A 23936-nucleotide genomic window follows, 5' to 3' on the forward strand; every position below is an offset into this window, starting at 1 on the left:
TATATGAAAAAGGTTTTAATTACCGGGGGAGCAGGATTTATAGGCTTCCATTTAGCTCAATATCTATCAGAGTTCTCACTGGATGTTACATTGATAGATAATTTTTTCAGGGGAGAAAATGATAAAGAATTATTAGAATTAAACAAAAAAGAAAATGTAAGATTTGTAAAGGCTGATTTAACTAATCCTGAAGAGCTAGCGTTATTAAACGGTTATTTTGATTATATTTATCATCTTGCAGCAATAAATGGCACAAGAAATTTTTATGAAAAGCCTTTTGAAGTATTAAGGGTAAATATACTAACATTAATAAATATACTAAACTGGATTAATCCTAATAATTGTGGTAAATTTCTTTTTACATCATCTTCAGAGACCTATGCAGGCACTGTAAATTCTTTTTCTGAATATAAAGAGTTTATACCAACTAAAGAGAATATTCCATTGACAATTAACGATGTGTTTAATGAACGCAATTCTTATGGTGGCAGCAAAATTGCTGGAGAACTATTAACAGTGAACTATTGTAGAACCAGACAAATACCCTTTTCTATTATAAGATACCATAATATTTATGGGCCAAGAATGGGATTTGAGCATGTGATACCTGAATTTTCTAAGAGAATATATAAAAGAGAAAATCCCTTTAAAATTTTTGGTGGAGAAGATACAAGGGCATTTTGTTATATCACTGATGCCGTAAAGGCTACTAAATTAGTGATGGAAAATAATAAATGTGATAGTGAGATTATCAATATAGGAAATAATAGAGAAGAAATTAGAATTATTGATTTGGCAAAGAAATTTCTAAAACTAACCAGACATAATGTTGCAATTGATGTGGAGGAAGCGCCAAAGGGTTCAGTTAGTAGAAGATGTCCAAACATAGATAAACTTGAAAAATTAACAACTTACAAACCAGAAATAGACCTAGATAAAGGACTTCAATTAACATATGATTGGTATAATAGTGTATTTAAAGCAAGAGATATATAATATATTATAATAATATCATAGAGTTTTTTTAAAAGGGAGTGTATTTTATATGTTTAAATATGATGTTGGTGTTATTGGCATAGGTCGAGTGGGTTTGCCATTAGCACTAAGTTTATCTAAAAAGGGATTAGAGGTAAAAGGATTTGATATAGATAAAGATATTGTTGATTCAGTCCAAAAGAAAATAATGCCGTTTAAAGAAAAAGGCTATGAAGAGATTATAGTTAATGTTAATTTGGAAGCAATCTATGAAGAAAGACATAAAATCGCTGGAGCAAGAAATATAATTATTACAGTAGGGACTCCTTTAAGGCAGCATTTAGAAACAGACTTAAGTCAAATCAAAAGTGCTTTAAAATCTATCGAAAAACACATAAAAAAAGGACAAAATATAATTTTAAGAAGCACAGTTGCTCCTGGGACAACAGAATTTGTTAAGAACTATTTAGAAAAAGTTACTAGCTATAAGGTGGGAACTGATATATTTTTAAGCTTTTGTCCTGAAAGAATTATTGAGGGAAATGCTATGGAAGAATTAGAAAAACTGCCACAAATAATAGGAAGTGAGGATAAGGAAAGTGCCGAAAAGGCTGAAAAGCTTTTTAGAACTTTGACAACAGAAATACTTCATACGGATTATGTGTCTGCAGAATTAGTTAAGCTGTTTAATAATATATCAAGGTATATAAGATTTGCCACGGCAAATCAGTTTGCTGTGATAGCAGATGAATTTGGTGCTAATGCATATGAAATTATAAATATGGCTAATTATAAATATCCGAGGGATAAAATCGCTCAACCAGGATTTACAGCTGGAACATGTCTAAGAAAAGATTTTGGAATGATTAATGAAAACATTCCATATACTGATTTATTACTGAGTTCATATAAAATAAATGAATTTATGCCTAAGTTTTTAGTAGACAATTTAAAAAAGAGAGTGGAGATAACAGATAAAAATGTCGCTATATTAGGTTATACTTTTAAGGCAGATACAGATGATGTGAGAGATACTTTAATAGCTAAGTTAATTAGATATTTAGAGAGAGAAGTACCAAGAAATATCTATATACATGATCCTTATTTAAATGAGATGGTAGATGAAAAACAGTTAGATGATATTGACTATAAGAATACCTCACTGGAGAACAGTTTAAAAGATACTGACCTGGTTTATCTGGCAGTAAATCATACTATTTTCAGGGATAGATTTTCTGAAATTATTGAACAATGCGATTCAGACACATGGTTTGTTGATATTTGGGATATAAGTAAAACAGGTAAAATATTTTATAAAAAAGAAGAATTAGATTTGGATTTAGATGGGGGTAATAGAGATGAGTAATTTTATTCCAGTAGCGTCTCCAGCGCTAGGTGGAAATGAATTAGAATATGTCAAAAGGTGTGTAAAAACTAACTGGATTTCTTCACAGGGGCAATTTGTAAATCAATTTGAAGAAGAATTTTCATCATATATTGGCACACAATTTGGTGTAGCAACATCTAATGGTACTACTGCTTTGCACCTTGCTTTAGAGGCTTTAGGAATAAAAGAAAATGATGAAGTTATAGTTCCTGACTTGACTTTTGTTGCTACAATTAATGCAGTTTTATATACAGGTGCTACACCTGTCTTAGTAGATATCGATAAGGATAGTTGGAATATTGATTATAAAAAAATAGAAAGTAAAATAAACAGGAAAACTAAAGCCATCATTCCAGTTCATCTTTATGGACAACCCTGTAATATGGAAAAGATAATGGAGATTGCTAATAAGTATAATTTATATGTTATTGAAGATTGTGCAGAAGCCCATGGTGCAGAGTACAAGGGGAAGAAAGTGGGAAGTTTTGGAGACATATCTTGTTTTTCCTTTTTTGGCAATAAAATAATTACTACTGGAGAAGGTGGAATGTGTCTAACTAATAATCAAGAATTAAAGGAAAAGATGAGAATAATTCGTGATCATGGAATGGACCCGCAAAAACGCTATTGGCATAAAAAAATTGGTTATAACTATAGGATGACTAATTTGCAGGCAGCGATTGGAGTAGCCCAGTTAGAAAGGATAGAAGAAATTTTAGGGAAAAGGGAGACTATCGTTAAAATCTACGATTCTTATCTAAAAGGAGTTAAAGGTATTACTTTACAGAAAAACTTTAAAGATAGAAAGAGAGTATGTTGGATTTATACTATATTAATAGAAGAAAATAAGTATGGAATTAATCGTGATGAATTAAGAGATAATTTAAGAAAAAATAATATTGAAACTAGACCCTTGTTTTATCCTTTGCATGAAATGGATATATATATAAAATATTGTATTAATAATGATTTGAGATTATCTTCTAAAATAAGTGAAAAAGGCATTAGTTTACCAACATTACTTAATATGGATGACGATACGATAAGAAGAATATGTGAATTAATTATTTGTTAGAGTTTCTGATAATACACTTATTTTAATTTTTTGGTTTTATAATTTAATGTTGTGAAGAAAAACTGTAAATCAAAAAATAAAAAGGCATTTGCCTAACTTCGTTGAATTAAAGAGTTACAACTAAAAATTCAACAAAGGAGTCTAATGAATGCAAAATGATTTTATCATAAAATTTCCTGATTTACTAGACTTAATTGTAATAAAGTTAATGCAAACTAAAGAAAACATTATCTTGTGGCAGTAATGAATAAAGCACTTAATGAAATTAGAAAACAGGACAAAATCAGTTAGAACAACCCTATAGGAAAATGAGTCGTATGCTAATAAAAAAACGGGGTAAAGATTTAACTGATAAAGAACATAAAAGAGTTATTAATTTATTTGTGCTAAATCCATCTTTAGAAAAGGCCTGGGAACTCAAAGAAGAGTTTAGAGACCTATTGCAGATAGATAACATATCTGAAGCAAAAGCGACTCTTAAACAATGGTATATATGGGTCTCCAATACTAAGCTAAAATCTTTTTATAGAGCTAAAGGAATTATTCAGCGTTGGCAGTCACAAATACTCAATCACTTTAAGACAAAGATAAGCAATGGATTGCTGAAGGTATAAAACAACAAAATCAAACTTATCAATTGGATATGGTGTACCGAATATATACAATCTTAGAAGAAGAGGCATAAGTTAGAGTTAGCTAGAAAAAAGAGATAGATTAATTCAATGGGTCCCAGTTGGTTTTATAACATTTGTTTTAGAACTAAAATTAGTTATTGACTTTAATTAGTATGATGGGGAGGATTATTATGTCTGTTTTAAAATTTGCATTAGTGGGATGCGGTAGAATAGCTAGAAAGCATATTCAAGCATTAACAGATATTCAAGAAAGTAAAATAGTTTCAGTTTGTGATATTGTTAAGGAAAAAGCAAAAAAATATGGCGAGAAATTAAATATTCCATATTATACAAGCTATGATGATATGTTACAAAATGAAGAAATTGATATAGTAAATGTCTTAACACCTAGTGGCTTGCATGCCAGACATACAGTTGATATCGTTAAAAAATATAAAAAGCATATAGTATGTGAAAAACCTATGGCACTAAAATTAGAAGATGCAGATGAAATGATTAGAGTGTGTGATGAAAATAATTCGCGTCTATTTATAGTAAAACAAAATAGATATAATTTACCTGTTCAAAAACTAAGGAGTACTTTAGAAGAAGGTAAATTTGGCAAATTAGTATTGGGAACAGTAAGGGTTCGCTGGTCTCGTGATCAGAAATATTATGATATGGATGATTGGCGTGGAACATGGTCTATGGATGGAGGTGTTTTAACAAATCAGGCATCACATCATATTGATTTGTTGGAATGGATGATGGGACAGCCAGTTGAAGTATCAGCTAAGATTGCTACACGTTTAGTTAATATTGAAGTGGAGGATACTGGGGTAGTTATAATTAAATTTGCTAATGGAGCTTTAGGTGTAATTGAAGCTACTACTGCTACAAGACCTAAAGATTTAGAAGGTTCTTTATCTATATTAGGTGAGAAGGGAACAGTTGAAATAGGAGGCTTTGCAGTCAATGAGATGAAGGTGTGGCAGTTTGAAGATAAGAGCGAAGAAGATAGAGAAGTGATGGAAAAGTTTAAAGAAAATCCTCCTAATGTTTATGGATTTGGACATAAGAGATATTTAGAACATGTAATAGATTGTATTAATAAAAATAAAAAGGCTTTAGTTGATGGGTTAGAAGGAAGAAAGTCTTTAGAATTAATTAATGCTATCTATGAGTCTGCTGAAACACGGAAAACTATTAGATTGAGATTTGAGCCTCAAAAATGTAAATTGGGTGTTAGACATGAGTAATTACAAAATATTCTCCAATGTGGAAATAGGAGAGAATGTATATATAGAAGATTATGTAATAATTGGAGTGCCTCCAAAAGGAAAGAAAGATGGAGAATTAGAAACTATTATTGGTGATAATGCAATTATACGTTCTCATACAGTTATTTATGCAGGTAATAAAATAGGTGATGATTTTCAAACAGGACATCATGTGACTATAAGAGAAGAAAATTATATAGGAAATAATGTTAGTATTGGAACTTCTTCCTGTATTGAACATCATATTACAATCGAAGATGATGTTAGATTACATTCTCAAACATTTATACCTGAATATTCAAGATTAGAAAAAGGATGTTGGATTGGCCCTAATGTTGTTCTTACAAATGCTAAATATCCTAAGTCAAAAAATGTTATGAATAACTTAAAAGGATCTATAATTAAAGAAAAAGCGAAGATAGGAGCTAATACAACTATATTACCAGGAAAAACAATTGGAAAAAATGCTTTGATTGGTGCTGGTACAGTTGTTACTAAAGATGTTCCTAATCGAAAAATAGTTGCAGGTAATCCTGGGAAAATAATAGGTAGTATAGATGATATTAGTGAGTATTAATTGGAGGTTTTATAAAAATATGAATATACCATTAATGGATTTATCAGGTTGTTATAGTCAGGTTTATGACGAAATTATGGAAAAAACCAAACATGTTATAAATAATACTCAATTTATACTTGGAGAAGAAGTTGATAGATTTGAAGAAGAATTTGCGAAATATTGTAATGTTAATTATATAGTTAGTTGTGGTAATAGTACTGATGCGCTTATTTTTTCTTTAAAGGCATTAGGGATTGGTCCTGGTGATATAGTAATTACTGTCCCACATACATTTATTGCTACTGCTGAAGCTATAACAGCTGTAGGGGCTAAGGTGGATTTTATTGATATTGAAGAAAGTACTTACACAATGGATCCTCAAAAATTAAAGGAGTATTTAGAAAGACAGGATAATACAGAAAATATTAAAGCAATTATACCTGTCCATTTGTATGGTCAGATGGCTGATATGGAAAGGTTAGTAGAAATAGCAAAACAATATAATTTAAAGGTTATTGAGGATGCTGCTCAGGCTCATGGAGCAGAATTAAATGGTAAACGGTCGGGAGAATATGGAGATGTAGCTACATTTTCATTTTATCCAGGCAAAAATTTAGGAGCATTTGGGGATGCAGGAGCAGCAGTAACAAATAATTTACAACTTGCTGAAAAAATTAGAATGTTATCTAATCATGGACGCCTTGAAAAATACGTACATCAGATAGAAGGGTATAATAGCAGATTAGATAATATACAGGCTGCTGTTTTGAGGGTTAAACTTAAATATTTGGAAGAATGGACAGATAATAGAATAAAAAAAGCTCAATATTATACTAAATTATTGTCTAATAATGATAATTTAGTTACTCCGATGATAAGAAAAGGTGCTCGCCATGTATATCATTTATATGTTATTAGAATAAATAATAGGGATAAGGTAAGAAAAAAATTAAGTAGAAAAGGAATCAATACAGGTATACATTATCCGGTTCCTTTACATTTACAACCAGCATATAAATATTTAGGTTATAAGGAAGGGGACTTTCCTATAAGCGAAAAAGTAAGCAATGAAATTATTAGTTTACCTATGTGGCCTGAAATAGATAAAAAAAGTATTAAACTAATATGTGAAGAGGTTAATATGTAATAACTTAGAGGAAGTCTTATGAAAATATGTATAATTTCAGCAAATCACGATTTATATGATGCTAGAATATATCATAAACAAGTATTATCATTAAATAAATGGTTATGATATTGTCTTGATAGCAAGTGGCAATAAAAATGAGAGAGGAATTATTTGGTAAAAGAAATAATATTAAGAGGTGATCCATATTAATAAGGTTTTGGTAATTGCATATTATTTTCCTCCTTTGGGTTGGTCAGGGACTCAAAGAACACTGAAATTTGTGAAATACATGAGAATGTTTAACTGGGAACCGGTTGTAGTGACTGTTGGCAATAGTCCTTTTCCTGTTATTGATGAAACGCTTGAAGAAGAAGTTGAAAAAAGTATAAAAATTGTACGAATAGATGATTTATTTTTTAAGAATAAAACAGATAATATACTAGATAATTTATATTCATATGTTAATTCATCCTTTGATTTAATTGAAAGTGAAAATTTAAAAAATGAATACATGAAAGAAATAGAGAGTAAGATGAATGACTTAAGATCGTTATTAATGTTACCAGATAATAATATAATTTGGGCAAATAAAGTTTTAAAAAAAATATCAAAAAAGGTCAATTTTGATGACATTGATTTATTATATTCAACGTCAGGCCCCTATTCAGACCATATTATTGCCTATCACATAAAAAAACTTTATAAAAAACCATGGGTTGCTGATTTTAGAGATGAATGGACCAATAATCCTTATTATAATTATAATAAGGATAGTATAAGGTTTAAAGTTGAAAAATATTTGGAAAATAGAATTATTAACTTTGCAGATAAAATTGTGACTATTTCAAGGCTTTCAAAAGAAAATTATGTTAATAAGTTTGGATTAGAAAAGAATAAAGTTGAGGTAATAACAAATGGATATGATGAAAAAGATTTTGTTGAAATAGGAAACAAAACTAATAAAAATAAATTTACTATAGTACATTCAGGTGCATTTTATTTAATAAGAAATCCTTTATCATTTATAAAGGCAATTAATAATTTGATTAATAAAGGTAAAATCGAGAAAGAAAAAATCCAAATAGAATTTATTGGAACTTTTGAGTCTAAAATCAAGGAAATTGTTGATAAAAATTCAATGGATGGTTTAATTAAATGGATTGATTATTTGCCGCATAAGGAAAGTTTACAACATTGTATAGAATCTAATATGTTATTATTGGTAGTTGGAGAGGGAGAAAATTTAAAATCTTTTTATACAGGAAAAGTTTTTGAATATTTGAGAACAAATAAGCCAATTTTGGCTTTATCTCCAAAGGGGAGTGTAGTAGAAGAATTAATGATAGAAACTGGGCATGGAAAAAATGTTGAGTATAATGATATAAAAGGAATCGAAGAGGTTATATTAGATTATTATATAAAATGGCAAAAAGGAAATGAACCATATTTAGACAAGGAAATAATAAAGAAATATGAAAGAAAGAATCTAACAAGAAAACTTGTTGATATTTTTGAATCAATAATAAGACAAACTAGTTAATGCATGGGGGAAAAAATGATACTGAAAATAAGTATTATAATGCCAGTCTATAATTCAGAAAAATATCTTTTAGAAGCAATACAAAGTTGTTTAGATCAAACATATTGTAATTTTGAATTAATATTAATTGATGATTTTAGTAAAGACAATTCAAAAGAAATAATAGAATATTTTCAAAAAAAGTATATTAATAAAGTAAAATCATATTTTTGTAAAATTAACCAGGGTGCTGCAGCTGCTAGAAATAAAGGAATTGAGTTAGCTAATGGGGAGTATTTGTTATTTGCAGATTCTGATGATATTCAAGGTAAACATCGTTTAGAGAAAGTAATCGAATGCTTCGGAGATAAAAAGGTAGACATGGTATTTAATAATTGTTCTATGATTGATAATGAAGGGAAATCTTTAAATAGAAACTTGGGTTTTCCAGAAAAACTTAATAATAAGAATGCTTTATTATTAAGTCTTAGAAGAAATCATTTTTTTGTAGGATTATCAGCAATAAAAAATAGTGGTTTAATTAGATTTGATAATACGCTTAAGCATTCAGAGGATTATGATTTGTTTTTGAGGTTATTATATAATGGTTATAAGTTTAGATTTATTAATGAATCTTTAACTAAATATAGAATACACAGTAACAATACTTCAAAGGATTATAAAGGTTCTAGAGAAGCCACTAAAAAAATTTTAGGTAAATATGATATGAAAGCACTTTATATTAAACTAAAAACACTAGGTTATGAGGATGTGATAATTTATAATACTTTTGGTATAATAAGCTTAATAAAAAACAAGCCTAGAGATGCAATTTATTATATGGAAAAAATTAAAATTAATGATAAAATAAATATAGAAAATCAAATGGATAAATATTTTTATCTAGGAGTAGCTTATTTTACTGTTAAAAAGATAGAAAAATCTTATATATATTTTAAAAAAGCCCTTTATTTAGATAAAAATAGACCAGCTCTTTTAAATAATTTAGCTGTAAGTATTTACTATTTGAAAAAAGGTGATATTAGTAAGGCAAAAAAACTTTTAGAAGAGGCACTATCAATTCAACCTGGATATATTGATGCAGAGTACAATTTGGATAGAATCAAACGTGGGAAGGAACCAGATAAGATTACTGAAAAATTTTTACGGAAAAGTTTAGTACATACTTTATGAGTTGGAATATTACCATCCTACCTATTTATTCTTTTCAAAAAAGCAATTTTTTTGAAAAAAAATAAATAGGGAATATTTGGCTTTTGCCAGGAAAATAAAAGAAATGAATATTGGAGATAGCTAATTATGTCATATAACATATTAATAAGCACAATTGGCCGCCGTGGAACGCTAACTAAAATATTTAAAAAAGAACTAAATAAAACAGGCGGGAAAGTAATAGTAACTGATAACAGCCCATTGGCTCCTGCGTTATACCAGGCAGATAAATATTATCTTACTCCTAGAATAGATGATGATAGATATATTGCTAAGATATTAAAGATCTGCCTGGCAGAAGATATTGAGGCAATTATACCATTATTAGAAAAAAGTTTTTCTGTTTTTAATCAAGGTAGAGAATTATTTGCAGAGAGTGGGATTAGGCTTCTTTTATCCCCAGATAGAATTATAGGCCTTTGTCAGGATAAATATAGATTTTATCAGTATTTTAAGGAAAAAAACATTTCAACTGCAGAGACTTATTTACCAGTAGAATTGGTAGAAGCTAATGGATCTTTTTCTTTCCCTCTTTTTATTAAACCTCGCCAGGGTCAGGGTAGTACTCGGACTTTCAGAATAAATAATCTGACAGAGCTAAATTTTTTCATCAATTATCTGAATGACTCCATTGTTCAGGAGTATATTGAGGGAGAGGAATATACTATAGATTTATTATCTGATTTTGAAGGTAGAGTATTATCGGCAGTACCTCGAAAGAGAATAGAGGTTAGAGCAGGGGAAGTAAGTAAGGCAGTAACGGTTAAAAATAAAGAATTAATTAATATGGCTGTTAAGATTATTGAGGGTTTGGGAGTTATTGGCCCCTCCAATCTCCAGGTTAAAGTCTTACCAGATGGTGAGATTAAAGTTATAGAGATAAATCCCCGTTTTGGTGGTGGTGTTCCTTTGTCCTATCAGGCAGGTGTGAATTATCCCCAGTTAATAGTTCGTATGATGAAAGGGGAGAAGATAGAACCCTTTATTGGAGAGTTCAAAGAGGGATTGGCCATGTTAAGATATGATACTCCATTATTCAAAAATATTAATGAATTAACAGGTGTTAATGATGATACAAGCAGTAATTTTTGATTTGGATGATACTTTATATTATGAATTGAATTATGTAAAAAGTGGTTTCAGGGCGGTTAGTGAGTATATTGCTTTAAGGTATCAAGTTGATAAAGATGAATTTTATCAGGAACTACTTAATATTTTAGAAATAGAAGGACGGGGAAAAACATTCAATATTGCCCTAGAAAAATTTGTGCTCCCTGCTGCTGAGCTTGAAAAGATGATAGATGTTTACCGTTCGCATCACCCTGAAAATATAAAGCTTTATGAAGATGCACTAGAAATACTAAATAGATATTTGAAAGAAAAAAGGTATAAAACAGGTATCATTACAGATGGTAATTCTGAAGTACAGTGGAATAAAATTAGAAGTCTTGGTCTGGATGAGAAAGTTAATCAGATTATTGTAACAGATGATTTCGGAGTAAATAAACGCAAACCACATTTTTTTTCTTACCAGAGAATGTTAAAATTATTGCAGGTTAAAGCCGAAGAGGCTGTTTATGTAGGGGATAATCCTGTTAAAGATTTTATAACTGCTCGTAAACTGAGGTTGAAGACAGTCAGAATCATCAGAGAACATGGTATGCATATTGGTAAAAGAATGGCTGCAAAGTATGAAGCAGATTATGAAATAAACACTTTAAAGGATTTAGATCAATACATATAATTTTAAAGTGATAAGTGAGGTGGCTGGATTGCTTAGAGAAATTAAGATAGGAAATATTACGGTGGGAAATAATAATCCAACTTTTGTAATAGCTGAAGCAGGGAGTAATCATAATGGTGACCTGGGACAGGCTAAAAAACTTATAGATGTAGCTGTAGAGGCTAAAGCAGATGCTGTCAAATTCCAGACCTTTACTGCAGATAAAATTGCAGCCAGAACTGATGATAAGGTTATGCAGCTGGGAGATGAATATGATACAGCAGATGACCTCTATGAATTATATAAAGAATTAGAACTCCCCCGTGAATGGCAGCAGGAATTGAGGGATTATGCCCAAAACAAGGGAATCATCTTTTTGTCGACTCCCTTTGATTATGAAGCTGTGGATCAACTTGAAGAATTGGAGATGCCGGTTTATAAGATAGCTTCTTTTGAATGTATTGATTTACCCTTTTTACGTTATATTGCCCGAAAATGCAAACCAATAATTTTATCAACAGGAATGGCTAATCTTGGTGAAATAGAAGAATCTTTGGATACTATCTACAATGAAGGAAATGAGCAGGTTATACTACTTCACTGTGGGATCAGCTATCCAATGCCAGTTGAGGATGTTAACCTGGCTGCCATGGATACTATAAGTCAGGCTTTCCAGGTTCCTGTGGGCTATTCTGATCATACTTTAGGTATTACAGTCCCCGTTTGTGCTGTGGCCCGGGGAGCAAAGGTGATTGAAAAGCACTTCACCCTTGATAGAAAATTGCCGGGTCCAGACCACAAATTTGCTCTGGAACCGGATGAATTAACAGCTATGGTTAAAGGTGTCAGGGAAGCTGAGGTTGCTATTGGTAGTCCAATCAAAAAACATGTAGCTCCAGAAGAAATACATTATCATCGGGGTAGGAGAAGTATTTTTGCTGTTAAAGATATACCGGTTAATACCCGGATTAAAGCAGAAATGATTGCAGTTTTAAGGCCGGGAATTGGTTTGAAGCCTAAATATTATGATTTAGTTATAGGAAGGACGGCTAAAAAGAATATTAAGGCTTATGAACCTATTACCTGGGAAAAGATATGAAGATTGTAGGGATTGGAGGAAATATTATGCCAGAGGTAGCAGCTATTGTCCAGGCCCGTATGGGTTCTTCCCGCCTGCCAGGAAAGATAGCCACAGTAATTGAAGGCAAAGCGATGTTGGCTCATTTAATAGAGAGATTAAAGGATGCCCGGCTCCTTGACCAGCTTATTATAGCCACCAGTACAAAACAAATCGATGACCCTGTTGCTAGTATAGTAGCAGAAGAAGGGGTTATTTCTTATAGGGGTTCAGAAAGAGATGTCCTTTCTCGTTATATTGAAGCCGGGAAAGAATATGGCGCTGATGTTATAGTCAGGATAACAGGAGATTGTCCCTTAATTGATCCGGTGACTGTAGATGGACTTGTCAGTAATTACCTGGATTCTGATTATGATTATATGAGATTAAATGTGGATGAGAATGGTTATCCACGGGGTCTGGATGCAGAAATATTTTCCTATCAAACATTGCTAAAAGTCAATAAAATGTTAAAAAATGAGTCAAAAGCCAGTTTAGAACAATATAGGGAACATGTCACCCTTTATATCTATAAACACCCTGATAGTTTTTCAGTTGCATTTTATAATCCACCTGAGAATTTACAGAGAAACTATCGTTTATGTGTTGATGAAGTAGCTGATTTACAGCTTATTACTAAAATCTATGAAAAACTATACAAAGAAGGAGAGATAATAGATATTAAAAACGTTATAGGGTTGTTGGATAATAATCCTGATTTGGCAGGGATTAATAGTGATGTAGCCCAGAAGAAAGTATAGGTGTCTAATATGCCGAGAATTTTGTTTAGAGTTGATGGGGGGAGTAAGATAGGTATGGGGCATCTTATGCGCTGTCTTGCTTTAGCTAATGCTTTTCCCAGTGATATTGATATTTTTTTTATTACAAAGAGTACTGGAAAAGCACTTGAATTAATTAAAGAAAATGGCTATAAGCTTATTTCAGTATCGGGTGTTAGTCAGGTTCAGGATGAATTAGGGCTGGTTAAGAATGCAATTATAAATAATGATATTGACATTTTAATTATTGATTCCTATGAATTAGCTTATGATTATCTTGTGAGTATGAAAAAGGTAGTAGATAAATTGGTTTCTATCCATGATTTCGCTCCCTTTCCTTTTTCGGCTGATATTGTTATTAATGGCAACATATATGCAGGTGAATTGAATTATAAATCTGTTGATGGAGATGCTAGGTTTTTGCTTGGGACAAAATATCTGCTAATGAGAGATGAATTTAAAGAATTACCTGGGCGAAATTTAAATAAAAAGGTAAAGAATATTTTAGTTACTGTTGGTGGGGGAGACCCTCTAAACCTTACTCCTGTAATTATCAAGGGTATAAATATGATAGAAGGAAATATTGCTCTAATAGATAAAGATAATTTGCATCTTGATATAGTAATTGGCCCTGCTTTTACTAATCTTGAAGAGATTGTGTCAATGGTTAGGGGTGTTAATATAGATATATCTCTACATTTTAATGTTAATAAGATAAGTAAGTTAATGTTGGATTGTGATTTAGCTATATCTGCTGGTGGTACAACCCTTTATGAACTGTCAGCAACTGGCACCCCGGCTGTATCTATTTTACAGGCTGATAACCAGGTACAGGGTGCAGGGATGCTGGCTGCCAAGGGAACTATTATTAATTTAGGGATGGGAGATAAGCTTAATATTGAGACTATTGTTGAAAAGATTACTGAGCTTATAGTTGATTTTGAATTGAGGAAAAGGATGAGCAGGGTAGGACAGAAATTAGTTGATGGCAGGGGTGCTGATAGGTGTGTTGAAGAGATTTTAGAGGTAAGAAGTAGGAAGTAAGAAGTAGGAAAAGGGAGGTGTATTTAATGGAAATAATTGATTCATATCAACAGGATATAGCCAGTATCAAACAGGCCCTGGGGGTAAGTTCTTTAAGGCAGGCTATGCATCAGGATGCTGCTACTGTGGACAAGCTTCTGGAAGGTATGGAAGAAGGTAGTGAAGCAGTAAGGAGTGCAGTAGCGTCTCATTTAGGTAATTATGTGGATGTATTAGTGTGAAACAAAAAGATTTGCTAGAACCACTACTTGTTAAGGAAGTAGTGGTTTTTTTCATAAAAGCAAAAGAAAGGCAAACTGATTACTCATTAGACTTAGATCAACTGATTCAAGAAAAATAGAAGAAAGTAATGATTTCAAAAAAAGCCAACAGGGTTAATCCTGTTGGCTTTTTTGCTAAGTTGCCTGTGTTATTGTATAATTATAAGTAAACAGCTTAAAAATAATATATTTTTGCATAATATTAGGGCTTTTTGAGGATACAATTTAGTTGAAATATCTGGTATAATTAGACAGTACAGCAGGGAGGATGGCTTGTGAAGGTTTTCGACAGGAACTTAGTTAAAATGTTTCTTTTTTCTCTTTTAACTTGTACCTTGCTTTATGTTACATATGGTTTAGGATTTGAAGTTTTTTTAAAGTATAAAAGCTTTATACAGTATAGTTTATATTTTGTTTTTCTAATTGGTTTTATTTTGAGTGTCTTTTTCAATAAGAGTAGGGTCTTTTTCATCCTATTACTGTTTTTTTTGCTTAACATATTTCTCGGCCCTGTGGGTTATGAACTATTGAAAGGGGCAGGGGCTTTTTTTCTCCCATTTTCTATTGTTTTCTTTATTATAAGTATAAATATTATTATTGTCTCTTTTTATCGGGAAAGGGGGATATTTACTACCTGGGGATTAAGGCGTATTTTTATTATTTTTGGGCAGTTATATATTCTTTATCTGCTAGTTACAAATAAATCCCTATATCAAGGTTTACTGACCTGTCTTAATAGTGACTTTTTATATCTGGGATTTCTGCAGAATCATTTTCAGGCTGCTGAGTTTTTAGTAGTATTATGGCTGTTGGCTTTTCTTGTCTTATTAGTTAAAGGTTTGGAACAGGCTGAAGATTATGCTTTTTTGTTTTTGCTTATACAGCTTTTTGTAACTATGTTTTTCCTGAAGGAATATCCCGGGATTCTACTATTGAAGTTTGCCTTTTTGTCTGTCCTGGCGCTTAATATAGCTATGATCAAGGATTTTTACTCAATGGCTTATCATGATGAGTTAACAGGCCTTCCTGCTAGAAGGGCTCTGCGTGAAGAGTTGTTGAAACTGGGTAATAGTTATTCCATAGCCATGTTAGATATTGACTTTTTTAAGAAGTTTAATGACAAATATGGACATGATATTGGTGACCAGGTCTTAAAAATGGTGGCTGCTATGATGAAAAGGACAAAGGGGGGAGCCAGGGTATTTAGATATGGGGGTGAGGAATTTACCATCGTCTTCGCTGGTAAGGGTGTTAAAGAGGCCTATGATTATTTAGAGGAACTGCGCAGGGATATTGCTGATCATCCCTTTATTATCAGGAGTAAAAAGAGACCCCCCAAAAAACCTGATCAGGGTAAAAAGACGTCTTATCCGGCAGGCACGGAAAAGACTAAGATTACAGTGAGTATAGGTGTTGCTGAGAAAAAGGCTAGTCATGATAATGCTGCTGAAGTTATTAAGGAGGCTGATCAGGCCTTATATAGGGCAAAGAAAAAGGGAAGAAATAGAGTTGAGTATTAATCTTGTTTAATTAGCTGTCCGCTAATAAGACAAACAACAAATATATTCGCCTAATTAGTGTTATAATTTTAAAGCTAAATAGATAATGACACTTATTGTAGTTAAGAGGAGGGAGTTAATTAGTTATTATCTCTTATTTTCCTAGAATAAGAGGATTAATTAATATTTTTTGCAGGATTTCCAGGTAAAAAAGAGAATTATAAATATTAAAAGGGATAAGAATAAGGAAATTAAGTGTTTGAAGGATTAAGGGGGGATTGTGCTTGAAGAGTGTATTGATTGTAGATGATGCCGCTTTTATGAGGTTAAATCTAAAGAATATCTTAAAGGATGAATATGAAATTGCTGGTGAGGCGCAAGATGGGCAGGAGGCGGTTGAGATGTATCAGGAGCTTCAGCCTGATTTTGTGACGATGGATATTACTATGCCGGTGATGGATGGCCTGGAAGCAATTAAGGCCATTAAAGATATTAATCCTGATGCCTGTATTGTTGTCTGTAGTGCTATGGGTCAGCAGAAAATGATCATTAAGGCTATTGAGGCTGGAGCAAAAGACTTTATAGTCAAACCATTTAAGGAAGAACGGGTGGTTGAGGCTGTAAAAAAACTTGGCTTGTAGACTGGAATAGTAAAATTGACCTCTTTTGTGTCATTGGGAAGGAATTAGATGTTTTGTGTAGAAATATTATACAAATAGTTAAATAATGCCAATTATTTTTGTACATATTTTTATTTTTACATATTTGTTTGCCAAATTTACTAAAAAAGATTTAATGGGCTCAGGAGGTGTTGTGATGGTTTCAGTAATTAATTTAATGAGTCGGGGTCTTGATGGGGCTCTTGACAGACAGCAAGCCCTGGCTGATAATCTAGCTAATATTGATACACCAAACTATAAGCGGAAAGATGTTGATTTTATTAGTGTTTTACGGAAAGAGAGTGAAGAGAGTTCCTCTCTATCGTTAAAGACTACTAATGAAAGGCATATTGCTGGTAGCAAGACAGAGGCAAACTCTTTTAAAAGCTTAGCACTAAGGAAAAGTAATTATCGTAATGATAAAAATAATGTTGATGTAGATGTTGAGATGGCTGAGGTTGCCAAAAATGGTGTTTACTATAATACACTGGCTAAACAGATTAACGACCAGTTCCGCATCTTAAAAGATGTTATTAGTAAAGGGGGTAGTCAATAGTGTTTGATTCTTTTGATGTTAGTTCATCTGGTATGACAGCTCAGAGGCTCAGGATGGATATTATTGCCGATAATATTGCTAATGTTAATACCACCCGGAATGCTGAAGGGGAGACATACCGTCGTAAGGTGCCGGTTTTTCAGGAAAAGGATACAAGTTCCTTCAAGAAATTACTGAAGGCCAGGCTTGGTCAGGATTCTTCTGCTGAAGGGGTAGAGGTGGTCAGTATTGCTGAAGATCAGTCACCTTTTAAAATAATTTATAATCCGTCTCATCCTGATGCTGATGAAGAGGGTTATGTAGAGATGCCGAATATTGATGTAAGTTCAGAAATGGTCGATATGATCAGTGCTTCCCGATCTTATGAGGCCAATATCACGGCTTTGAATACTGCCAAGAATATGGCTTTAAAGGCCCTGGAGATAGGGCGAGGTTAGCTTGATTTATTATTTTATACTAAAGGGTGATCTTTTATGATTAAAGGTTTGGAATTATCAAATGACCTGCAGTTATTAACTGGTATTGACAGGGAATCTGGGGTTGATGAAAAGCAGGAATTATCTTTTGTAGATATGCTAAAAGAACAGGTAAACGGGGTTAATAGTCTAAAAATTGAGGCAGATAAACTTAATGCTGACTTTACCCTTGGCAAGACAGATAATATTCATCAGGTGATGATAGCTACTGAGAAAGCAAAAGTAGCCCTGGATCTTACTGCTGCTATTCAAAATAAGGCGGCAGGCGCATATAAAGAGATAATGCAGATGCAGATGTAAGTTGTCTTGCTAATACGTGATGAAAGAGGTTGTAAAATGGCTGACTGGTTAAAGGAGTACATAGGACAGCTAAAAGAGTTATGGGCAAAATTAAATAAAAGGACTAAAACTATAATCGGTATTGGTACAGGTATTGTTTTTATTGCTTTTATAATCTTAATCTTGTACGGTAGTGGTCCCCAATACCAGACACTTTTTAGCCAATTAGACCCTAAAGATGCTGATTCTATAATGGAAAAGTTGGATGAACAGGGGATAAGTTACCAGCTGGCAGATGGTGGAAATACAATTATGGTGCCTGCTTCAGTGGTTTATAAAACCAGGTTAAATATGGCTGGTGAAGGCCTGCCTACACAGGGTGTAGTTGGTTTTGAGGTCTTTGATCAGAGCAATTTTGGTACTACTGATTTTGAAAGAAGGGTTAATTATTATCGTGCCCTTGGTGGTGAGTTGAGTCGTTCTATTCAGGCCATGGATGCTGTGGAATATGCCAAGGTGCAGATCACAGCCCCGCGGGAGAGTCTTTTTGTTGAAGAAGAACAGGGGGCTGAGGCTTCAGTGCTGGTAAAGTTTACACCAGATTATCAGATCAGCCAGCCCCAGGTAAAGGCCATGATGAATCTTGTTGCCAGTGCTGTAAAAGGCCTGAAGGCAGAGGACGTAACTATTGTTGATACTGCCGGAAACCTGTTGAGTACTAATTTAAATGAAGATGAAGATAATGGTTTTGATCAGGAACTGACTATTAATCAATTTGAATTGCAGCGTCAGCTGTCTGATGAAATACGCAGGGACCTGAGGGCTATGCTGACTAGAGTTCTGGGGCCAGATAATTTTACTGTTCAAGTCAAGGCCAGGATGAATTTTGATCAGCGGCAGGTAGAGAGTAAGACCTATTCACCAGTAGTAGATGATGAGGGTATTATCCGCAGCCGTCAGGAGCGCCTGGAGAATTATCAGGGTAATATTGATGGTGTTGGAGGTGTCCCTGGAACCACCTCAAATGTTCCTCAATACCAGGAAATAGAGGGAGAAGAGGGGACAGGTTCGTATAGTAGTTCTGATATAGTTACTAATTATGAGATAAATGAGAGGCTTGAGCGCCGTGTTTACTCACCAGGGAGTATTGACTACCTCTCAGCGGCTGTTATTGTTAATAATAATCTGGCTGAAGAGGACTTAGAAAAAATAAGAGGGGCAGTACAGGCTGCTATTGGTTATAATCCGGAACGTGGTGATACTGTTACTGTTACCAGTCTTAATTTTGATAACTCAATGGAAGAAGAGTTTGCTGCAGCTCGAGAGGCTGAGGCGGCAGCCCGGAGGACAAAAATGCTAATCTATGCTGGACTTATTGGATTTATTCTTTTACTATTAGTAATTTCTCTCTTTATCTTTAGGCACTCTGCCAGGAGTGGAGAGGAAAGAACAGGCCAACATGCCCTGGATTATATGGTAGATGATGAACTGGAAGATGAAGTAGCTGCTGCTGCTGAACTTACCGATGAACAGAAAAAACGAATGAAAATCAGGGAACAGCTTACAGAGCTTATTAATGATAAACCTGAAGAGGTTACTGAAATGATTAAGAGCTGGTTAGTTGATGAGTAATAAGGGGTTGTTATTATGAACTATAAAGATTTAACTGGAAAACAAAAAGCGGCGATTTTACTGGTTGCTATGGGACCAGATGTATCTGCCAGTATATTTCAACATTTAAGTGATGAAGATATTGAAGAATTAACCCTGGAGATTGCCAATCTACGTCCAGTTGAGAGTGAGCTTAAGGATCAGGTGCTGGAGGAGTTCTTTCAGATCTGCCAGGCCCATGATTATATTAACAGGGGTGGTATAGAATATGCCCGGGAAGTACTGGAAAAAGCTGTAGGTGAGGATAGGGCAAATAGCATCCTGGAGCGTTTAACTGCAACTCTTCAGGTCAGGCCCTTTGATGCTATCCGTAAAACAGACCCTTCCCAGTTAATGAACTTCATTCAGGGTGAACACCCCCAGACTATTGCTATGATTATGGCCTATCTTCAGCCTGAACAATCATCCAGTATACTTGCTTATCTACCTCAGGAAATTCAGGCCGAGGTTTCCCGCAGGATTGCTTTAATGGATAGAACCTCACCTGATATAGTCAAAGAGGTTGAGACAGTCCTTGAACATAAATTATCTTCAATTGTCACCAATGAATATGCTTCAGCTGGAGGTGTAGAGTCGATTGTTAATATCCTGAATTTTGCCGACAGGGGAACAGAAAAGAATATCCTTGACCATCTTGAGGAGAAAGACCCTGAACTGGCAGAAGAAATCAGGAAGCGGATGTTTGTCTTTGAAGATATTATCTTACTGGCTGACCGGGCTGTACAGATGGTACTGCGTCAGGTTGAGACCCATGATGTTGCCCTGTCCCTTAAGACTGCTAGTGATGATGTTGGAAACAAGATTTATAAAAATATGTCCAAGCGGGCTTCTGAAATGTTGAAAGAGGATATTGAATACATGGGGCCGGTCAGGTTGCGTGAAGTTGAGGATGCCCAGCAGAGAATTGTTAATGTTATCCGCCAGTTAGAGGATAGTGGAGAAATTGTTATTGCCCGTGGTGGAGAGGGTGAAGTAATTGTCTAATATCATTAAGTCTTCTAACATTATAGGTGTCTATCAGCTGAAAGATAAAAAAGTTGTAAGCAAAAAAAAGGAAGAGATAGCAGAAGAGGAGACAGTAATAGCTGAGAAAGAAGACCTGGTAAAAAAAGAAAAGGAAGAGGCTGCCAGGATGCTGGCTGAAGCTGAGAAAGAGGCCGAAGAAATACTTGTCAGGGCTCGTTCTGAAGCAGAAAAGATAATTGCTGAAGCCGGAGAAAAGGCTGAAGGGATAGTAAAAGAGGCTGAAGAAACCGGTTATCAGGAGGGTTACCAGGAAGGTATCAAGACAGGTCATGATGAGGGTTATCAGGAAGGACTGGCTCTAACTGCTGAGGCCCGGGAGACTATAGAAAGGGTAGTTAAAGAGATCCGTGATGAGCTGACAGCTGAGGCTGAGGAGCTTTCAGGTGAGATTATTACCCTGGCTATTAAGATAGCTGGTCGGATTGTAAATACTCAGTTAGAGCTGCACCCGTCACTTATTAATAATATTATTCAAGAGATGGTAGAGGATATGCGTAATATTGAGAGTGTTGAAATTTTTATTCATCCGGATTTATTGGAATATCTTAATCAAGATAAATTGAATGATAAACTGGTTAAACAGCTGGTTAAAATCAAAGGTGATAATAATTTAAAACCCGGTGACTGTATTGTGGAGTCAGAACTCGGCGGTAGAGATGGTTCGCTTGATACTAAATTGGATTTAATTGAACGAGAACTCCTTAAAGGGGCCGGTTTCCATGAAGAAACTTGATTTTAATAATCTTACTACCAGGGTTGAACAGCTGCCGACCAATAGCAATTTTGGACATATCACCCGGGTTGTAGGGTTAATTATAGAGTCTCAGGGTCCTGAAGTCAGTATTGGTGAATTATGTTTGATAAAACACCAGGATCGGACTGTCAGAGCAGAGGTAGTTGGTTTTGATGACAGCAAGGTTTTATTAATGCCGATAGGAGATATGGATGGCATTACACCAGGTGCCAGGGTAGTGGCTACCGGTGAGCGTTTGTCAGTTAAGGTTGGTGCGGAATTACTGGGACAGGTTGTTGATGGTCTTGGTAAACCTATCTATCATCATAATGGACCAATGCCTGGTCTAATTGATATGCCTTTAAAGGCCCAGCCCCCTGATCCACTTTCCAGGGAAAGGATTACTGAACCTATGGCCCTGGGTATCAGGAGTATTGATGGTTTGATAAGCTGTGGTCGAGGTCAGCGGGTTGGTATTTTTGCTGGTAGTGGTGTTGGTAAGAGTACTTTAATGGGCATGGCCGCCCGTAATACTGATGCTGATATTAATGTTATTGGACTTGTCGGCGAAAGGGGCAGAGAGGTGCTGGACTTTCTGGAAAGGGACCTGGGTCAGGAGGCTTTAGAACATTCTGTCGTGGTAGTAGCAACCTCTGATAAACCTGCTTTAGTCAGGGTAAAGGCAGCCCATGTAACAACAGCTATTGCTGAGTACTTTCGTGACCAGGGGCATGATGTGCTCTTGATGATGGATTCTATTACCAGGGTAGCCATGGCCTTACGTGAAATAGGATTGGCTGTAGGTGAACCACCGACTACCAGGGGTTATCCACCTTCTGTCTATGCTGAACTCCCTAAACTATTGGAGAGAACAGGGACAAATGACCGGGGTTCGATTACTGCCCTTTATACAGTGCTGGTTGAGGGTGATGATTTTAATGAACCAATTTCAGATACTGTCCGTGGAATACTTGATGGACATATCCTTTTATCAAGGGAATTAGCATCACGTAATCACTACCCGGCTGTGGATGTTCTGGAGAGTGTCAGCAGGGTTATGCCTGAGGTTAGTAGTCCAGAACATTTGGAGGCAGCTGGTGAATTGAAAAAACTGCTGGCTGATTACCGTGAAGCAGAAGACCTGATTAATATTGGTGCCTATCAGGCAGGGAGTAATCCGGCAGTAGATAGGGCTATTAATAAGATTGAGTTAATAGATAATTTTTTAAGACAGGATATGAAGGAAAAGACCGAGTTTGCAGAAACCATCAGGCGTTTAACTGAAATAGTTAGGTAGGGTGGATGATCATGAAGGGTTTTCAATTCAATCTCAATAGGGTTCTTGATGTCAGGAAACTGGAGGAGCAGCTCTCCCGCAACAGGCTGCTGGGGGAGAAACACAAGGCGGCTCAAATTGAGGGTAAGCTGGAAGAACTGAATCATAAACAGCATAAAATATATAATTACCTGCGTGAAAAGGATAATGAAATTACAGTAGAGGAGATGCTTCAAACCCGTAATTTTATTCACCGGCAGCGCCGTCAGATAAAACAGGTCAGTGGAAAGCTGTCCGAACAGATGGCTGAGGTAGATAAATGTAATACAGAATTTATTGAAAAGAAGAAGAAAAAAGAGATTCTGGAGAAATTAAAAGAAAAGGAATATCAACAATACCGACAGGAATTATTCCGTAAAGAGCAGCAGCTGATTGATGAAATAAACCAGCAGTTAAAAAAGGGAAGGTGGTTTGAATGAAAAAAGCACTGATAATATTTCTAATACTTATAATCCTGGGTTCTGCTGTTTATCTACTGGAAACATTTAATCTTATATCACTCAGGGCCTGGGGAGAAAGGGTAATTGTCAATACACCTTTCCTTAAAGAATATGTGCAGACTAATGAAGCCTTTTTGAATATCGCCGATAAAACAAAAAGGCTGGAAGAGGAAAATAAGATACTTCTGCAGCAAAACCAGGAAATGGAAGGAAAGTTAGAGGAACTAACGAAGTTTGTTGACCAACAGCAGGCAGAGATTGAATCCCTGACAGAGGAACTGGCCAAGGCAAGGGACAGGAGTATCAGTGAAGAGGAAAGGCTGAATAAACTGGTTAAGATATATACAGAGATGGAGGCAGAAGAAGCGGCCAGGATAATAGCAACACTGGAAAAAGGGCTGGCTATTAAAATCCTGCGCAACTTAAAGGAAAAAGATGCCTCTGCTATCCTGACTCAATTGAGTCCAGCAGATGCAGCGGATTTTTCGCTGGCACTTGACCAATAATTGGCTGGAACGGAAGAGTGTTATATTTAAGTGCTATTTATATAGATTAATTCATCTAGAA

At 34.5% G+C, this 23936-nt stretch carries 27 protein-coding genes; all 27 read left to right on the plus strand.

The features are described 5' to 3' along the window. Nucleotides 1-3 precede the first annotated feature (3 nt). The 27 genes from D7D81_RS05105 to D7D81_RS05230 all read left to right on the plus strand — a co-directional run bounded on the left by D7D81_RS05105 (nt 4) and on the right by D7D81_RS05230 (nt 23875). Nucleotides 4-996: an NAD-dependent epimerase/dehydratase family protein gene (locus tag D7D81_RS05105; protein ID WP_125987915.1), complete on the plus strand. Its 993-nt coding sequence runs from the start codon at nt 4-6 to the stop codon at nt 994-996. 49 nt (nt 997-1045) lie between these two features. Next, complete coding sequence (locus D7D81_RS05110) at nt 1046-2341, plus strand: nucleotide sugar dehydrogenase (protein ID WP_125987917.1); 1296 nt, start codon at nt 1046-1048, stop codon at nt 2339-2341. Beyond that, complete coding sequence (locus D7D81_RS05115; protein WP_125987919.1) at nt 2334-3437, plus strand: DegT/DnrJ/EryC1/StrS family aminotransferase; 1104 nt, start codon at nt 2334-2336, stop codon at nt 3435-3437. Before D7D81_RS05110 ends, D7D81_RS05115 begins: the two co-directional genes overlap by 8 nt. Nucleotides 3438-3745: 308 nt before the next feature. Then, complete coding sequence (locus D7D81_RS05120; protein WP_125987921.1) at nt 3746-4051, plus strand: transposase; 306 nt, start codon at nt 3746-3748, stop codon at nt 4049-4051. 191 nt (nt 4052-4242) lie between these two features. Then, nucleotides 4243-5310, plus strand: coding sequence for a Gfo/Idh/MocA family protein (locus D7D81_RS05125; protein ID WP_205739339.1), 1068 nt, complete (start codon nt 4243-4245; stop codon nt 5308-5310). A 19-nt stretch (nt 5311-5329) separates the two neighbouring features. Next, complete coding sequence (locus D7D81_RS05130; protein ID WP_205739340.1) at nt 5330-5908, plus strand: acyltransferase; 579 nt, start codon at nt 5330-5332, stop codon at nt 5906-5908. A 19-nt stretch (nt 5909-5927) separates the two neighbouring features. Beyond that, entirely contained in the window at nt 5928-7037 is a 1110-nt protein-coding gene (locus D7D81_RS05135; protein ID WP_125987925.1) for a DegT/DnrJ/EryC1/StrS family aminotransferase, read from the plus strand. Nucleotides 7038-7215: 178 nt separating this feature from the next. Continuing rightward, nucleotides 7216-8559 (plus strand): glycosyltransferase, encoded by a 1344-nt coding sequence (locus D7D81_RS05140; protein ID WP_125987927.1) that lies wholly within the window; start codon nt 7216-7218, stop codon nt 8557-8559. Nucleotides 8560-8574: 15 nt separating this feature from the next. Continuing rightward, entirely contained in the window at nt 8575-9732 is a 1158-nt protein-coding gene (locus D7D81_RS05145) for a glycosyltransferase (RefSeq protein ID WP_164522120.1), read from the plus strand. Nucleotides 9733-9858: 126 nt separating this feature from the next. Continuing rightward, the gene (locus D7D81_RS05150) at nt 9859-10863 is read left to right on the plus strand and encodes an ATP-grasp domain-containing protein (protein ID WP_125987931.1); all 1005 of its coding nucleotides are present in this window, start codon (nt 9859-9861) and stop codon (nt 10861-10863) included. A 1-nt stretch (nt 10864) separates the two neighbouring features. Further along, nucleotides 10865-11515, plus strand: coding sequence for an HAD family hydrolase (locus D7D81_RS05155; protein ID WP_205739341.1), 651 nt, complete (start codon nt 10865-10867; stop codon nt 11513-11515). A gap of 28 nt (nt 11516-11543) precedes the next feature. Beyond that, on the plus strand, nt 11544-12593 hold the full coding sequence (gene pseI, locus D7D81_RS05160; protein ID WP_125987935.1) for a pseudaminic acid synthase: 1050 nt from the start codon (nt 11544-11546) through the stop codon (nt 12591-12593). A gap of 26 nt (nt 12594-12619) precedes the next feature. After that, complete coding sequence (locus D7D81_RS05165) at nt 12620-13372, plus strand: cytidylyltransferase domain-containing protein (protein WP_164522121.1); 753 nt, start codon at nt 12620-12622, stop codon at nt 13370-13372. A 9-nt stretch (nt 13373-13381) separates the two neighbouring features. After that, nucleotides 13382-14434 (plus strand): UDP-2,4-diacetamido-2,4,6-trideoxy-beta-L-altropyranose hydrolase, encoded by a 1053-nt coding sequence (gene pseG / locus D7D81_RS05170; protein WP_286170387.1) that lies wholly within the window; start codon nt 13382-13384, stop codon nt 14432-14434. 26 nt (nt 14435-14460) lie between these two features. Continuing rightward, nucleotides 14461-14655 (plus strand): hypothetical protein, encoded by a 195-nt coding sequence (locus D7D81_RS05175; RefSeq protein WP_125987941.1) that lies wholly within the window; start codon nt 14461-14463, stop codon nt 14653-14655. Next, nucleotides 14652-14774 (plus strand): hypothetical protein, encoded by a 123-nt coding sequence (locus D7D81_RS20045; protein WP_286170241.1) that lies wholly within the window; start codon nt 14652-14654, stop codon nt 14772-14774. The genes D7D81_RS05175 and D7D81_RS20045 overlap by 4 nt, the downstream gene beginning before the upstream one ends. 408 nt (nt 14775-15182) lie before the next feature. Further along, the gene (locus tag D7D81_RS05180) at nt 15183-16214 is read left to right on the plus strand and encodes a GGDEF domain-containing protein (protein ID WP_205739342.1); all 1032 of its coding nucleotides are present in this window, start codon (nt 15183-15185) and stop codon (nt 16212-16214) included. A 263-nt stretch (nt 16215-16477) separates the two neighbouring features. Next, a complete protein-coding gene (locus tag D7D81_RS05185) occupies nt 16478-16834 on the plus strand; it encodes a response regulator (RefSeq protein WP_125987945.1) in 357 nt (118 codons plus the stop codon). A 175-nt stretch (nt 16835-17009) separates the two neighbouring features. Beyond that, complete coding sequence (gene flgB / locus D7D81_RS05190) at nt 17010-17408, plus strand: flagellar basal body rod protein FlgB (protein WP_164522122.1); 399 nt, start codon at nt 17010-17012, stop codon at nt 17406-17408. Between the two features lie 32 nt (nt 17409-17440). Then, on the plus strand, nt 17441-17845 hold the full coding sequence (gene flgC, locus D7D81_RS05195) for a flagellar basal body rod protein FlgC (protein WP_353622112.1): 405 nt from the start codon (nt 17441-17443) through the stop codon (nt 17843-17845). 36 nt (nt 17846-17881) lie between these two features. Next, nucleotides 17882-18184, plus strand: coding sequence for a flagellar hook-basal body complex protein FliE (fliE, locus tag D7D81_RS05200; protein ID WP_125987951.1), 303 nt, complete (start codon nt 17882-17884; stop codon nt 18182-18184). A gap of 36 nt (nt 18185-18220) precedes the next feature. Then, complete coding sequence (gene fliF / locus D7D81_RS05205) at nt 18221-19795, plus strand: flagellar basal-body MS-ring/collar protein FliF (protein ID WP_125987953.1); 1575 nt, start codon at nt 18221-18223, stop codon at nt 19793-19795. Between the two features lie 15 nt (nt 19796-19810). Then, nucleotides 19811-20818: a flagellar motor switch protein FliG gene (gene fliG, locus D7D81_RS05210; RefSeq protein ID WP_125987955.1), complete on the plus strand. Its 1008-nt coding sequence runs from the start codon at nt 19811-19813 to the stop codon at nt 20816-20818. Next, nucleotides 20811-21593 carry a FliH/SctL family protein gene (locus tag D7D81_RS05215; RefSeq protein ID WP_125987957.1) on the plus strand — a complete coding sequence of 261 codons (783 nt, stop codon included), beginning with the start codon at nt 20811-20813 and terminating at the stop codon, nt 21591-21593. Before fliG ends, D7D81_RS05215 begins: the two co-directional genes overlap by 8 nt. After that, the gene (fliI, locus tag D7D81_RS05220; protein ID WP_125987960.1) at nt 21580-22890 is read left to right on the plus strand and encodes a flagellar protein export ATPase FliI; all 1311 of its coding nucleotides are present in this window, start codon (nt 21580-21582) and stop codon (nt 22888-22890) included. The genes D7D81_RS05215 and fliI overlap by 14 nt, the downstream gene beginning before the upstream one ends. Nucleotides 22891-22901: 11 nt before the next feature. After that, a complete protein-coding gene (gene fliJ / locus D7D81_RS05225; protein WP_164522123.1) occupies nt 22902-23348 on the plus strand; it encodes a flagellar export protein FliJ in 447 nt (148 codons plus the stop codon). After that, entirely contained in the window at nt 23345-23875 is a 531-nt protein-coding gene (locus D7D81_RS05230) for a MotE family protein (RefSeq protein ID WP_125987964.1), read from the plus strand. The genes fliJ and D7D81_RS05230 overlap by 4 nt, the downstream gene beginning before the upstream one ends. Nucleotides 23876-23936 lie beyond the last annotated feature (61 nt).

The sequence above is a fragment of the Halocella sp. SP3-1 genome (assembly GCF_003953885.1).
Classification (GTDB): domain Bacteria; phylum Bacillota; class Halanaerobiia; order Halanaerobiales; family DTU029; genus Iocasia; species Iocasia fonsfrigidae.

Coding starts and splice junctions, on each gene's coding strand:
- D7D81_RS05105 (WP_125987915.1), top strand. CDS start 4: ATGAAAAAGGTTTTAATTACCGGGGGAGCAGGATTTATAGGCTTCCAT.
- D7D81_RS05110 (WP_125987917.1), top strand. CDS start 1,046: ATGTTTAAATATGATGTTGGTGTTATTGGCATAGGTCGAGTGGGTTTG.
- D7D81_RS05115 (WP_125987919.1), top strand. CDS start 2,334: ATGAGTAATTTTATTCCAGTAGCGTCTCCAGCGCTAGGTGGAAATGAA.
- D7D81_RS05120 (WP_125987921.1), top strand. CDS start 3,746: ATGAGTCGTATGCTAATAAAAAAACGGGGTAAAGATTTAACTGATAAA.
- D7D81_RS05125 (WP_205739339.1), top strand. CDS start 4,243: ATGTCTGTTTTAAAATTTGCATTAGTGGGATGCGGTAGAATAGCTAGA.
- D7D81_RS05135 (WP_125987925.1), top strand. CDS start 5,928: ATGAATATACCATTAATGGATTTATCAGGTTGTTATAGTCAGGTTTAT.
- D7D81_RS05145 (WP_164522120.1), top strand. CDS start 8,575: ATGATACTGAAAATAAGTATTATAATGCCAGTCTATAATTCAGAAAAA.
- D7D81_RS05150 (WP_125987931.1), top strand. CDS start 9,859: ATGTCATATAACATATTAATAAGCACAATTGGCCGCCGTGGAACGCTA.
- D7D81_RS05165 (WP_164522121.1), top strand. CDS start 12,620: ATGCCAGAGGTAGCAGCTATTGTCCAGGCCCGTATGGGTTCTTCCCGC.
- pseG (WP_286170387.1), top strand. CDS start 13,382: ATGCCGAGAATTTTGTTTAGAGTTGATGGGGGGAGTAAGATAGGTATG.
- D7D81_RS05175 (WP_125987941.1), top strand. CDS start 14,461: ATGGAAATAATTGATTCATATCAACAGGATATAGCCAGTATCAAACAG.
- flgB (WP_164522122.1), top strand. CDS start 17,010: ATGGTTTCAGTAATTAATTTAATGAGTCGGGGTCTTGATGGGGCTCTT.
- flgC (WP_353622112.1), top strand. CDS start 17,441: ATGACAGCTCAGAGGCTCAGGATGGATATTATTGCCGATAATATTGCT.
- fliE (WP_125987951.1), top strand. CDS start 17,882: ATGATTAAAGGTTTGGAATTATCAAATGACCTGCAGTTATTAACTGGT.
- fliF (WP_125987953.1), top strand. CDS start 18,221: ATGGCTGACTGGTTAAAGGAGTACATAGGACAGCTAAAAGAGTTATGG.
- fliG (WP_125987955.1), top strand. CDS start 19,811: ATGAACTATAAAGATTTAACTGGAAAACAAAAAGCGGCGATTTTACTG.
- fliI (WP_125987960.1), top strand. CDS start 21,580: ATGAAGAAACTTGATTTTAATAATCTTACTACCAGGGTTGAACAGCTG.
- fliJ (WP_164522123.1), top strand. CDS start 22,902: ATGAAGGGTTTTCAATTCAATCTCAATAGGGTTCTTGATGTCAGGAAA.
- D7D81_RS05230 (WP_125987964.1), top strand. CDS start 23,345: ATGAAAAAAGCACTGATAATATTTCTAATACTTATAATCCTGGGTTCT.